At 67.9% G+C, this 11,705-nt stretch carries 13 protein-coding genes; 2 read left to right on the forward strand and 11 right to left on the reverse strand.

Annotated elements, in window-relative coordinates; all coding sequences use genetic code 11:
* Window positions 1-24: 24 nt before the first annotated feature.
* The 10 genes from fabG to xanC form a co-directional block, all read right to left on the reverse strand.
* Entirely contained in the window at window positions 25-762 is a 738-nt protein-coding gene (gene fabG, locus XCC_RS20760) for a 3-oxoacyl-ACP reductase FabG (RefSeq protein ID WP_011039074.1), read from the reverse strand.
* Between the two features lie 168 nt (window positions 763-930).
* Entirely contained in the window at window positions 931-1,368 is a 438-nt protein-coding gene (locus tag XCC_RS20765; protein ID WP_011039075.1) for a phosphotransferase, read from the reverse strand.
* Window positions 1,355-3,721 carry an MMPL family transporter gene (locus XCC_RS20770; RefSeq protein ID WP_011039076.1) on the reverse strand — a complete coding sequence of 789 codons (2,367 nt, stop codon included), beginning with the start codon at window positions 3,719-3,721 and terminating at the stop codon, window positions 1,355-1,357. Before XCC_RS20770 ends, XCC_RS20765 begins: the two co-directional genes overlap by 14 nt.
* Window positions 3,711-3,935, reverse strand: a complete 225-nt coding sequence (locus XCC_RS20775) for a hypothetical protein (RefSeq protein WP_011039077.1) — start codon at window positions 3,933-3,935, stop codon at window positions 3,711-3,713. The genes XCC_RS20770 and XCC_RS20775 overlap by 11 nt, the downstream gene beginning before the upstream one ends.
* 87 nt (window positions 3,936-4,022) lie before the next feature.
* Window positions 4,023-4,670 carry a LolA-related protein gene (locus tag XCC_RS20780; protein WP_011039078.1) on the reverse strand — a complete coding sequence of 216 codons (648 nt, stop codon included), beginning with the start codon at window positions 4,668-4,670 and terminating at the stop codon, window positions 4,023-4,025.
* On the reverse strand, window positions 4,594-5,568 hold the full coding sequence (locus XCC_RS20785) for an acyltransferase (RefSeq protein WP_011039079.1): 975 nt from the start codon (window positions 5,566-5,568) through the stop codon (window positions 4,594-4,596). Before XCC_RS20785 ends, XCC_RS20780 begins: the two co-directional genes overlap by 77 nt.
* A complete protein-coding gene (locus XCC_RS20790; RefSeq protein ID WP_014506154.1) occupies window positions 5,565-5,792 on the reverse strand; it encodes a dehydratase in 228 nt (75 codons plus the stop codon). The genes XCC_RS20785 and XCC_RS20790 overlap by 4 nt, the downstream gene beginning before the upstream one ends.
* 71 nt (window positions 5,793-5,863) lie before the next feature.
* Window positions 5,864-6,613: a lysophospholipid acyltransferase family protein gene (locus XCC_RS20795; RefSeq protein ID WP_011039081.1), complete on the reverse strand. Its 750-nt coding sequence runs from the start codon at window positions 6,611-6,613 to the stop codon at window positions 5,864-5,866.
* 53 nt (window positions 6,614-6,666) lie between these two features.
* The gene (locus tag XCC_RS20800) at window positions 6,667-7,350 is read right to left on the reverse strand and encodes a hypothetical protein (RefSeq protein WP_019238097.1); all 684 of its coding nucleotides are present in this window, start codon (window positions 7,348-7,350) and stop codon (window positions 6,667-6,669) included.
* Between the two features lie 37 nt (window positions 7,351-7,387).
* Window positions 7,388-7,657, reverse strand: coding sequence for a xanthomonadin biosynthesis acyl carrier protein XanC (gene xanC / locus XCC_RS20805; protein WP_011039083.1), 270 nt, complete (start codon window positions 7,655-7,657; stop codon window positions 7,388-7,390).
* Between the two features lie 165 nt (window positions 7,658-7,822).
* On the opposite strand from xanC, the gene XCC_RS20810 reads away from it, so the two are divergent.
* Both XCC_RS20810 and XCC_RS20815 read left to right on the forward strand, forming a co-directional pair.
* Window positions 7,823-9,154: an NAD(P)/FAD-dependent oxidoreductase gene (locus tag XCC_RS20810; RefSeq protein ID WP_011039084.1), complete on the forward strand. Its 1,332-nt coding sequence runs from the start codon at window positions 7,823-7,825 to the stop codon at window positions 9,152-9,154.
* Entirely contained in the window at window positions 9,151-10,158 is a 1,008-nt protein-coding gene (locus XCC_RS20815) for a pteridine-dependent deoxygenase (protein ID WP_019238098.1), read from the forward strand. Before XCC_RS20810 ends, XCC_RS20815 begins: the two co-directional genes overlap by 4 nt.
* 59 nt (window positions 10,159-10,217) lie before the next feature.
* On the opposite strand, the gene xanA2 is transcribed toward XCC_RS20815, so the two are convergent.
* Entirely contained in the window at window positions 10,218-11,558 is a 1,341-nt protein-coding gene (xanA2, locus tag XCC_RS20820) for a xanthomonadin biosynthesis 3-hydroxybenozate--AMP ligase XanA2 (protein WP_014506148.1), read from the reverse strand.
* Between the last annotated feature and the right edge of the window lie 147 nt (window positions 11,559-11,705).

Below are 11,705 nucleotides of genomic sequence, written 5' to 3' on the forward strand. Positions count from 1 at the left end.
TATGATAAGCATACCTGAGAAAATTCAGCCCATGCCGCCGTTGATGCCAATCACCTGGCCGTTGATGTAACCAGCCACATCCGAGCACAGGAACGCCACCAGCGCGGCAACTTCGTCGGGTTTGCCAACGCGGCCAGCCGGCACCATCTGCTTGATCATCTCCGGCGCGAAGCTGTCGCCGACCATCTCGCTTTCGATCACGCCCGGTGCGACCACGTTGACGGCGATGCCGCGGCTGGCCATCTCGCGCGCGAGCGATTTACTGGCGCCGTGCAGCGCGGCCTTGGCAGCGGCGTAATTGGTCTGGCCGCGATTGCCCAGCACCGCCGCCACCGACGACACGCTGACGATGCGGCCCCAGCGCGCGCGCGCCATCGGCAGCAGCAGCGGTTGGGTGACATTGAAGAAACCGTGCAGCGACACATCGATGACCCGATGCCACTGTTGCGCGTTCATGCCGGCCATCGGCGCATCGTCGTGGATGCCGGCGTTGTTGACCACGATGTGGATCGGCCCGGCCTCCAGCAACGCCGCCAATGCATCCGCACTGGCCTGCGCATCGGCCACATCGAAGGCCACCGCTTCGGCACTGCCGCCCGCGGCCACGATGGACGCCACCACTTCTTCGGCACGGGCGAGATTGCGATTGGCATGCACAAGGACGTGCCGGCCCTGCGCCGCTAGCTGACGGCAGATCGCACCGCCAAGATCGCCGCTACCGCCGGTGACCAGCGCACGGCGCTGTGGAACAGATGTGCTCATGGAAACCTCGTCGGGGCCGCAACTGGCAGCAGCAAGCGCACCATCCTAGCGATTCACGCGCGTCGCCGGAACCGCCCCCCACGTAGGAGCGCGCTTGCGCGCGATGACGCGTTCCCGTGAATGCCTATCGCGCGCGAGCGCGCTCCTACGCGAAGTCAGAACGATCGATTAGGCCCGCGCGGCGCCCAACATCACCGTGGCGCGCCCTTCGGCCAGCAACTGCTCGCCGTGGGTGAGCCGGAAGCTGTATTGCTGGCTGTCCTCGCCCTGCAGCAACACCTGCGCTTGGCAGGTGATCGCATCGGGCAGGTCATCGAGATAGGCCACGTGCAACTCCACGCCGCGTAGCGCCACCAGCATGCCCGGGCGCACCGGTTTGCCCGATGCCTGCCCCAGCAACCCACCGTGCACCGCCATCGCCTGCGCGCCGTATTCGCACAGATGCAGCGCACGCAGGCGGCCATCGGCACGCAATGGGTGCTCGGCGCTGTGATGCGCGCGGCTCTGCACCACGATACGCTGCGCGTCCCAGTCCAGCACCGCTTCCCACAGGCACATGGCGCCCTGGTGCGGAATCAGCGCCGCAATCGCCTCACGTCCGAGCATCGGTCACCTCGCCTGCGGTGCGCTCCAGCGCCGGCTCACGCGACACCAGCAACGCCAGGATGAAATTGAACAGCACGCCCAGTGCGACCGTGCTGCCAATGGCGCGCAACACCGGGATGCTGGAGGCCGCCAGCAACGCGAACACCAGCAGCGTCATCAGGCTGCAGACGATCAGCGCGTGCAAGGTGCGCAATTGATCGGCGTGATCATCGCCGGCATGGTCGAAGAACAGCGCGTAATCCAGGCCCAGCCCCGCGGCAAGGATCAGCGCGATCAGGTGGAACAGGTTGAGCTCCACGCCCATGCCGCGCAGGATCGCCAGAATCAGCACGGTGGTCAGCGCCATCGGCAGCAACACGCGCACGATACGACGCGGGCTGCGCAGCGCAATCGCCACCGTCGCTGCCAGCAACAACGCGGCCAACAGCAGCGCACCGAGTACGCGCCCACGGTAGGCGGCGACCAGCGATTCGGACGCCTCCTTCAGATCGAGCAGCTGCGCGCCGCTGCCTTGCACGGCGCTGGCGATGACGGCCGGATCGCGCAGGCCGGTGAGCGATACCAGCGCGGTGCTGCGATCGCTACGCCCCAGCAACAGCCCGCCGACCGACGTCGCCAGCGGCGAGCCGGCCAGATCCTTCGGCGCCAGCGGCGCGGCCTGCTTGGCGGTCTGCAGATCCTGCAGGAACGGGGCAAACACATCGCTGCGAAACGGCGTGGCTGCCACCGCTTGCTGCAGCAGCGCGCTGGCCTGGGCTGCATCGGGCAACGCGGCCTGGCGTGCCTGCTGAGTCTTGGCGCTGGGCAAATACCGCGCCGCCATGTCGTAACCGGCCAAGGCACCCTCACGCACCAACGCATCCAGACGCGGGCGCAAACGCTCGCTGGCCTGCAGCGCGGCTTCGTCCGATGGCGCGGACAGCGCCAGCACATACCGCACATCCGGTGCGCCCAGTTCCTGGCGCAAATGGGTGTCCTGCGCCAGCGCCTTGGGCGGTACGGGAGTGAGTTTGGACAAGTCGTTCTGCCAGAACTGCCCGGGCGCGAAGGCAATCACCGCGATGCCGACCACCGCAATCACCGCCAGGCTGATGCGCGGGCGTCGCAGCCGCGCAATCGCGCGCCACAGCGTGGCCAGCAGGCGCGAATCGGCATAGTCGCGCGGCGCCGGATCGATCAACCACGGCAGCAGCCAACGCGTGGTGGCCGCCGCAGTGGCCAGGCCGGCGATGGTGAACACCGCCAGCTGGCGCAGGCCGTCCACACCGGAAAACAGGAAGGTCACATACGCAATGCAGGTGGACACCACGCCGGTGGCCAGGGTGGGCCACAGATGCCGCGCGTTGGCGCGTGGATCCAGGCCCGGGCGTTGATGACTGAACAGGTGAATCGGGTAGTCCTGCACCACGCCGATCAAGGTGAAACCAAAGGCCACGGTGATGCCGTGCACGCCTTCGAACAGCAGCGCCACTGCGCCCAGGCCTGCCAGCCCGGCGCTGGCCAGCGGCAGCACGCCGAGCACCGGAATCTTCCAGCTGCGGTAGGCCACCAGCAGCAACAGCACCAGACCCACCGTGTCCAGCGTGCCGATCCACTGCGCCTCGCCCTGCGTGCGCGCGGTGATCTCCACCGCGAACGCACCCGGGCCGGTCAGCGTCATCCGCGTGGCGGTGCCGGCGCTGACCTTGGCAAAGGCCGCCTGCACGGCGTCGTAGGCCAGTTGCTGGCCGGTCGGGTCGAAGCCGGCGGCACGCGTCTGCACCACCAGCAGCGCCGAGGTGCCGGCACGGTCGAACCAGACCTCATCGTGTGTCTGCGGCGCGGCGGCTGGCTGCAAGGTTTCGGCCAGATGCAGCACTTCCAGCGTAGGGTCACGCGGCAGCAGCGGTTCCACCATCGCGCCGGCGGGCGAACCCAGATCCTGCACGCGCGCCTGCAGCGCCGTCTCCAGCGCAGCGGCATCCAGGGGTGCGGCATCGAAGCTGTCGCTGAGCAGGTAGCGGTACGGCAGCAGGCGCTGCGGAATCGCCTCCAGGCCAGCGCTACCGCCATTGCCGACCAGCTCGAACAGGTCCGGCTGCGCGGCCAGTGTGCGATACAGCGCGCGCGACTGCGCCGCCAAGGTCGCCGGGTCGCTGTTGGATAGCGACATCAACAACAGCCGCGAGCCAGGGCCTTCGCCGAGTTCTTCGATCAACAGCTTCTGCGCCGGCGTGCGCGGAGCGGGCATGAATTTACGCAGGTCACCGGAGACCTTGAGCGTTTCGCTCAACCAGAAACCAGCCACCGCCAGCAGCGCCAACCACAGCAGCGCCAAGCCGATGCGCCGGTTGGCATTTAACTCAAACGCCATGTGCCAGCTCCCGCTGCGTGGCCGAACGTGCACTGGCCGCACGCCCGGCATCGGGCAGCAACAGTGCTTTCAGTTTGCTGAGAGCGGGCATGAACTTCCTTAAATCGCCCGACACCTTGAGCGTTTCGCTCAACCAGAAACCGGCTATTGCCAGCAGCGCCAGCCACAGCAGCGCCAAGCCGATGCGCCGGTTGGCATTCAACTCAAACGCCATGTGCCAGCTCCCATGTCATGGCACCACGTGCACCGGCCGGGTGCGACATCAAGAGGTGCTGGCGCTGTGCGCTGCCGATGGGCGCGATCACGCCGCCGGGCCGTGGCACAGGGTGGTGAGCGCCGCCGCGTCGGTCACGGCCGCCGCATCGCGTGCCGCACCGGCCAGCAAGGTGCGCTGCACATCGCCCTTGACCGGCACACTTTCGATGCAGCGCAGCTCATCGCCACGCCCGTACAGGCGCAACTCGCGCACCTGCTTGGCCACGGCCGCATCCTTGGGCTGCAACTGCAGCTGCCAGGCCTGCGGCCGGCCCTGCCCGCTGACGCGGTACTGCTGTTCCAGCAAGGCGCGATCGCCGGACAGCAGCGCACCGAAGCCGGACTTCAAGCCGGCCAGTTCGGGGACGCGGCTCAAGGAAAAACGACGCGGCGATTTGCCTTCGCGTTCCAGCACGCCTTCGTCGCCGCGCAAGGTGGTCGTCTCGCGATACGGCGCGCTGACCTCGCGCACCAGGGTTTGCGCATCCGGGCGGCGGTAATGGCCCTGCACGCGCAGCGGCGACTTCAGCAGCGCCGAGCCACGCAACTCCACGAACTCGGTGCTGACCGGGGCCGGGCGTGCCAGGCGTTGCAGCACCTGGCCTACATCCAGCGCCTCAGGCGGTGCGGCGCATAGCGGTGCGGCGCTGAACAGCAGTATCAGCATCCACGGCAGGGTGCGGCGCATCGGCATGATGGGTGTTCCAGAAATCGTAGAAGTTGAACCAGTTGTACGGCGCGTAGCGTGTGTAATGTTCCAGCCTGGCGGCGTAATCGCGCATGAGCACGGCCAGCACCGGCGCACGCTGGCGACGCGGCACGTCCAACCCTTCGCTGAAGGTCTCGAAGGCCAGCTCGTAATGGTTGCCGCCGCGGTACAGGCCGAAGGCCAGCACCACCGGCACCTTGAGCGCAGCGGCAATCAGCCACGGCGAGGTCGGGAACATCGCATTACGGCCGAGGAACATCGCCGGCAACGCCGGGTCGCCCTCGCGCGGGCGATCGATCAGCAGCGCCACCAGCGCGCCGGCGTCGGTGGCTTCCTTGATCGCCATGACGATCGAGGTCGCATCCATCCCGGCATCGATGATGTTGGCGGCCAGCTGCGGATTGAGCGCGCCCAGCAGATCGGTCATGGCGCGGTTATGCGCCTTGTCCAGCACCACCTTGACCTGCACGTCCGGGCGTTCGGTGGCCAGCACGCGCAACGCATCGAAACTGCCCAGGTGCGAGCCGAAGATCAGCACGCCACGGCCGCGGTCCATCTGCGTGTGCAGTTGATCCAGCCCGGTGATATCGACCTGGAAGCGCTGCATCTGGCCGCACAGCATGTACACGCGGTCCAGGATGGTGGAGGCAAAGGTATGAATATGGCGCGCCACATCGCGCACCGTGGCCGGCCGGCCGAGCACACGCGCCAGGTAGGCGCGCGAGGCGGTGCGCTCAGGCCCGCGCACCAGCAGGAAGTACAGCGTGATCGGATACAGCAGCGCGCGCCCGACCGAACGCCCGGCGTGCCGGGCAATGCCACGGATCAGCCACAGCGCGAACCGGCCGCCGCCCTCGGGGCGTTGTTTCCAGTGATTGCTCATGCCGCCGCCTCCGCCACCAGCTCGCCACTGACCAGCAACTGGCCGTCGCGCTGCACGCGGAAGCGCCAGCGCGGGCCATCGCCTTCCAGCGTCACCGAGGCCGTCTGGCCAGGCAACAACGGTTGCACGAACTTCACCTGCGGCAAGCGTGCCGGCGCACGCGCACCGTGCACCGCTTCCACGGCCTGCAGCACGTGGTCGAGCACCACCACGCCAGGCACCACCGGGCGGCCGGGAAAATGCCCAGGCAGGGAGGGATGATCATGCGGTACGACGAAATCCATAAGCGTGGAACTCAGATCCTGGGTTGAAGCATTGCAGCCACCATACGGTGTGCCTGCTCGGTCAATTGTTGGCGGTCCGGCGCGTCCGGCCCGGTCACCGGGATGGGCGCGCCGATGCGCACGCGGATCACGCCGGGCCTGACCCGGAACAGCCCGTCCACCGGCAACACCTTGCCGCATCCATCCACGGCCACCGGCACCACCTGCACACCAGCATCGATAGCGGCCTGCAGTAGCCCGGCCTTGAATGGCAATAGTGCGCCTGTGCGGCTGCGCGTGCCTTCGGGAAACAGACACAACTGTTGACCATTGCGCAGCAAGGCGGCTGCCTGCCGGCGCACCATCGCACCGGCGCGACGGCTGTCGCGGTCCAGGAACAGCATGCCGGTGGCGCGCGCATACCAGTTCACGAACGGCACCTTGAGCATTTCTTCCTTGAGCAGAAAGCGCAGCGGCACCGGCAAGGCGTAGAACAACGCGCAGATGTCGATGATCGACTGGTGGTTGCTGACGAACAGATAGTTCTTGGACCAGTCCACGCGCTCGCGGCCTTCCACGATCACCTTGGCACCGGCGCCGCGAAACAGCACCGGCGCCCACATCCAGGCGCCCATGCGCAGAAGCCGGTCCGCATCGCGCGTGATCGCCAGCAGCACCAACGCATACACGATCCCGCCAGCGGTAAACGCCAGCGTGAAAGCGAATTGCAGGAGGTTGAACACAGCCCACGCCAAGCGCGACGGCATCCTTGCCAAAGGCATTTTTGTCTTGTCCCCGAAAATGTGCACGTAAGTCGGTGCCCCTGGCTACACCGTCAGCGTAGCAAATCGCGCCAGAATTCCGGCCCGAGCTGCGCCATCTGGCGCAAGAAGTCGGGCAGATTACGATAGGGGCGCTGCGGAAACCAGCGGCCGCGCAACAGATATTCGCCAACGAAGAACCCGCCGACCACGCCATAGGCCAGCAGATTGGCGAACAACGAGGCGCGCGCGTCGCTGATCGGCAGCGGTGAGGCGTAGCCCAGCTGCGCCAGCACGCCACTGGGTTCGGCGCACAGCCCCAGCACCAGATTGACCAGGGTCAGCAGTGACAACAGCACCGCCCAGCCCAGCGTGAGCCGGCGCGTGTAGGTGTATTGCGCAGGGGTGATCGGCATGCCCGCCTGGCGGTACAGCCCTTCGACGATGCGGGTGATCAGCGGCGTGCGCCCGCGGCGCAGGCTGCGGCCGAAGAACCAGGCAATCCAGCCGGTGAACACCACCGGCGGCGCGGCCAGCAGCAGCATGGCGTAGGGCGAATGCCACAGCGCGCCCAGCCCCACCAGGATCAGCGCCGTCAGCGCCCACGCCCACAAACGGCGGCTGGCCAGCGGCTCGATCAACACCATGGCCAGCAGCAGGCCGCCGGCGATGACGGCCAGGTCCGAGCGATGCGTGGCGTTGGCCCAGTGCGCCAGCGGCGAATACGCCACGGCCAGCAGCACGCCCAGCCCCAACACCCACGGCGCCGCTTCGGCAGGCGGCGTGGCCGGGTCTTCAGGTAGTCTTGTTGGCTTCGACATGCGCCGACAATGCGCGCAGCGACGCGAAGATGCGACGGTTCTCGTCGTTGTCCGAACGCAGCTGGAAGCCGTAGCGCTTGCTGATCGCCAGCGCCAGTTCCAGCGCGTCGATCGAATCCAGCCCCAGGCCGGTATTGAACAGCGGCGCCTCCGGATCGATGTCGGCGGGCTGGACGTCTTCCAGGTTCAGGCTTTCGACCAGGAGTTCGGCCAGTTCACGTTCGGCAGCGGTTTGCGAGGACATCCAGGGAGCTTCCAGGCTGAGGGGTGCGGGTAACGATTGCGGTGACCGGCGCCAGGGCATAACTGCCCCGGGCCGCCGGGCAGGCTATCATGACTCAATGACGCTCGCCCGCTGCAGGTTCGTTCCAGGATGACTTCCACTGTTGTTTGCCCCACCCCGTCCGCCATGCCGGCAGCCGGGCAGGCTCCCGGGCCGGAGTGTCCGGATGTATTGATCATCGGCGGTGGCCCCGCCGGTTGCGCTGCCGCCATCGTGCTCGCGCAGCAGGGCTGGGCCGTGACGCTGCTGGAAAAAGAGCAGCACCCGCGCTTCCACATCGGCGAGTCGCTGCTGCCGATGAACATCCCGATCCTCGAACGCCTGGGCGTGCTCGAGCAGGTGCGCGACATTGGCGTGCTCAAGCGTGGCGCCGACTTTCCCAATGACGCCGGCGGCTACAACACCTTCCGCTTTTCGCATGCGCTCGATGCCAAGGCCGACTACGCCTTCCAGGTGCCGCGCGCGCAGTTTGACCAGGTGCTGTTCGCGCGGGCGCGCGAAGTTGGCGTGGATGCGCGCGAACAGGTCAAGGTGGAGAGCGTGGCGTTCGATGGCGAGCAGCCGGTGCTCCAGGCACGCGGCGTGGACGGCGTGCAGCAGTTCCGCCCGCGTTATCTGCTCGACGCCAGCGGCCGCGACACGTTTATGGGCAACCGCCTCAAGCTCAAGCGCGCCAATGCGAAGCACCAGTCGGCGGCGGTGTTCAGCCATTTCCGTGGGGTGACCCGGCGCCCGGGCGAGGACGCCGGCAACATCAGCATTTACCGCCATGCGCATGGCTGGATGTGGCTGATTCCGCTCCCGGACGATGTGATGAGCGTGGGCGCGGTCTGCTACCCCGACTACATGAAGACGCGCAAGGGCGACAGCGAAGGCTTTTTGCTGCGCACGCTGGCGTTGAATCCGGAAGTGGCCGCGCGCATGGCCGATGCCGAGCGCGTGGCGCCGGTGCACGCCACCGGCAACTACGCCTACGAATGCACGCGCATGAGCGGCCCGCGCTGGCTGCTGCTCGGCGATGCCTACACGTTTGTCGACCCGATGTTTTCCTCCGGCGTGTTCCTGGCCATGCACAGCGCCGAACGCGGCGCGGCCATGGTGGATGCGGTGCTGCGCGCGCCGCACCGCGAAGCCAGCCTGCAGCGCGCGCTGTCGCGCGAGTTGGCGCGCGGCCTGAGCGAGTTCAAGTGGTTCATCTACCGCTTCACCTCGCCCACCATGCGCGCACTGTTCGCGCAGCCGCAGAACGTGTGGCAGGTGGAACAGGCGGTGGTGGCGATGCTTGCCGGCGACGTGTTCGACAGCCCCAAGGTGCGCCGCCGCCTGCGCGTGTTCCGCGCCATCTATTCAGTCACCGCGCTGTCGATGCTGCCGCGCGCCTGGCATGCCTGGCGGCATCGCCGGCGCCAGGCCCGGCTCGGCTTCGACGGTGACACCTTGCACAGAGACGCTCCATGACCGCGCCAACGCTCCAGCCCAACCAGACCGTGCGGCATCCGCGCCTGCAGGTCGACTATGTCGCGCAGACCGATCCCTCCACGCTGCTGCAGGATGCGCAGGTGCTGGCGGTGTTCGGTTTCGGCGATGCCGCGCCGCGGCTGGACGACCCACGCTATTTGCGCGTGCCACTGCAGCCGTACGCGGCCGATGTGCTGGAAGTCTGGCGCACCGACGCACCGGTGCGCAGCGGCCGCGACGGCAACATTGCCTGGTCCAGCGACGGCCGCCTGCAGTTCGGCGTGATCGAGATCGACGAGCAGGAGGTCGAGATCGAAGAAGCCGCCGCCAAGGCGTATGCGGAGATCACCGCGTTCGTCTCCGGCAGCCAGACCCCGCGCCTGTTGCGCATCTGGAATTACCTGGATGCGATCACGCTGGGCAGCGGCGACCGCGAACGCTATCGGCAGTTCTGCGTGGGCCGTGCGCGCGGCCTGGGCGCCTTCGATGTTGCGCAGTTGCCCGCCGCCACTGCCGTGGGCCGCTGCGATGCCGAGCGCATCATCCAGATCTACTGGCTGGCCGCGGCGGATGCCGGCACGCCGCTGGAAAATCCACGCCAGGTCAGCGCTTACAACTACCCGCGCCAGTACGGCCCGCAGCCGCCAAGTTTTGCCCGCGCGATGCTGCCACCGGCCGGCGGCGACATGCCGCTGCTGCTCTCGGGCACCGCTGCAGTGGTTGGCCACGCCTCCATGCACACCGGGCAGCTGCTCGCGCAGCTGGAAGAAACCTTCGCCAATTTCGACGCCCTGCTCGGCGCCGCGCGCCAGCACGCACCCGGCCTGCCGGCGCAGTTCGGCGCCGGCACCCGCCTGAAGGTCTACGTGCGCGAACGCGACGATCTACCCAAGGTGGCTCAGGCCCTGGACGCACGCTTCGGCGACGCGGTCCCGCGCCTGCTGCTACACGCGGTGATCTGCCGCGACGAACTGGCAGTGGAAATCGACGGCGTGCACGGCTGAGTCATGGCGCGCACTGGCTGATGCACGTGGTGGCCTGCGCGGCAGCACGCGCAGACGCCTCAGCTACTGAGCAACCCCAACACCAGATCGCGCGGGAGCTTGCCGGTTTCGTTGCGTGGCAGGGCGGCGAGCTTGCGCAGGCGGCGCGGCAGGAATACCGGGTCGAAGCTGCCGCGCAAGGCGGTGAGGATCTGTGCCTCGTCCAGGCTCGGGGCCACCACCAGCGCGGCGATGCGGCCCACCGATTGGCCGTGTTCCGGCGCGAGTTGCACGATGGTGCCGTCGACCACGCCCGGCACGGCGAGCAGGCGGCGGGTGAGATCTGCGAGCGAGGCGCGTTTGCCGGCGATTTCCAGCAGATCGGCCTGGCGGCCACGCACCTGGAAACGGCCATCGGCGGCCACGTCCATCATGTCGGCCAGCAGCACCGGGCTGGCCAGATGCGGCGCGTGCACCAAGGTGCCGGCGGCCTGCGATTCCAGACGCACGCCGGGCAGCGGCGTCCAGGCAGCTTCCACGGCGGTACGCCGCACCGCAAACACGCAGGTTTCGGTGGAGCCGAACATCTCGCGCACTTCCCCGCCAAAGCGCGCTTCGGCGGCGGCCGCCACCTCCTGCGCCAGCGGTGCGGTGGCCGAGACGATGCCTACCAGCGGCGGCAGGTGCACGCCCGATTCGACCAGCGCGCGCAGATGCACCGGCGTGGTCACCAGCACGCGCGGCTCGGGAATCTCCGCAAGCGCACGTGCCACATCGTCGGGGAAGAACGGCCGGCCGGCATGCACCGCCAGTGCGGTGACCATCGGTAGCAGCACCGACAACTCCATGCCGTACATGTGTTGTGGCGGCACGGTGGCCACCACGTGCGGCACCGCGTCGGTGTGCGCCCACAGGCTCTGCAACGCCACCAGATCCTGCCGCGTGCTGGTCAGGAAACTGCCCCAGGTCTTGGGATTGGGTTGTGGCGCGCCGGTGCTGCCGGAGGTGAAGCCGATCGCCACCAGGGCATCGTCGGCCAGCATCGGGACCGGGCCTTCCAGCCGCGGTAAGTCCGCCGGCAATTGCCAATAGCGCGGCGGCGCCAGTTCCAGCGCTAGATCGCCCAGGCAGTACGCATCGGCGTGGCGCGCCTGCACTTCGCCGACCACCGCCGGCGCGCGCGAAGACGGCAGCAGCGACACCTGCCCACGCACCGCGCAGGCATAAAACGCCACCATGAAGCGATAGCGGTCCTCGCACAGGTTCACCGCGTGGCGGCCGTCGGGCAGCAACTGCGCCAGGCCATGCACGTGTGCGATGAAGGTGGCCAGGTCCACCGCCTGCCCGTCGCGCCACGCCAACGGCCGGCCGGGTTCGCCAACGGCCAACGGATGGGACAGCGGAGTGGACGGACTGGGCATGGGCACCGGGGATCGCAAAAGCGCGCTAGCTTGGCGGCCCCCTGCGCTGCTGGCAAGTCGGGGCATTCCTGGCATTGGCTGATAGTCTGCGCTCGTGACGGCGCGTGTTCGCGGCAATGCCGCAACTTCGCTGCTGTGTGCAGCGCG

This window comes from Xanthomonas campestris pv. campestris str. ATCC 33913, from assembly GCF_000007145.1.
GTDB classification, from domain to species: domain Bacteria; phylum Pseudomonadota; class Gammaproteobacteria; order Xanthomonadales; family Xanthomonadaceae; genus Xanthomonas; species Xanthomonas campestris.

Excerpts from the sequence above, each read along its gene's own strand:
- fabG (WP_011039074.1), bottom strand. The coding sequence starts at position 762 with ATGAGCACATCTGTTCCACAGCGCCGTGCGCTGGTCACCGGCGGTAGC.
- XCC_RS20765 (WP_011039075.1), bottom strand. The coding sequence starts at position 1,368 with ATGCTCGGACGTGAGGCGATTGCGGCGCTGATTCCGCACCAGGGCGCC.
- XCC_RS20770 (WP_011039076.1), bottom strand. The coding sequence starts at position 3,721 with ATGGCGTTTGAGTTAAATGCCAACCGGCGCATCGGCTTGGCGCTGCTG.
- XCC_RS20775 (WP_011039077.1), bottom strand. The coding sequence starts at position 3,935 with ATGGCGTTTGAGTTGAATGCCAACCGGCGCATCGGCTTGGCGCTGCTG.
- XCC_RS20780 (WP_011039078.1), bottom strand. The coding sequence starts at position 4,670 with ATGCCGATGCGCCGCACCCTGCCGTGGATGCTGATACTGCTGTTCAGC.
- XCC_RS20785 (WP_011039079.1), bottom strand. The coding sequence starts at position 5,568 with ATGAGCAATCACTGGAAACAACGCCCCGAGGGCGGCGGCCGGTTCGCG.
- XCC_RS20795 (WP_011039081.1), bottom strand. The coding sequence starts at position 6,613 with ATGCCTTTGGCAAGGATGCCGTCGCGCTTGGCGTGGGCTGTGTTCAAC.
- xanC (WP_011039083.1), bottom strand. The coding sequence starts at position 7,657 with ATGTCCTCGCAAACCGCTGCCGAACGTGAACTGGCCGAACTCCTGGTC.
- XCC_RS20810 (WP_011039084.1), top strand. The coding sequence starts at position 7,823 with ATGCCGGCAGCCGGGCAGGCTCCCGGGCCGGAGTGTCCGGATGTATTG.
- XCC_RS20815 (WP_019238098.1), top strand. The coding sequence starts at position 9,151 with ATGACCGCGCCAACGCTCCAGCCCAACCAGACCGTGCGGCATCCGCGC.
- xanA2 (WP_014506148.1), bottom strand. The coding sequence starts at position 11,558 with ATGCCCAGTCCGTCCACTCCGCTGTCCCATCCGTTGGCCGTTGGCGAA.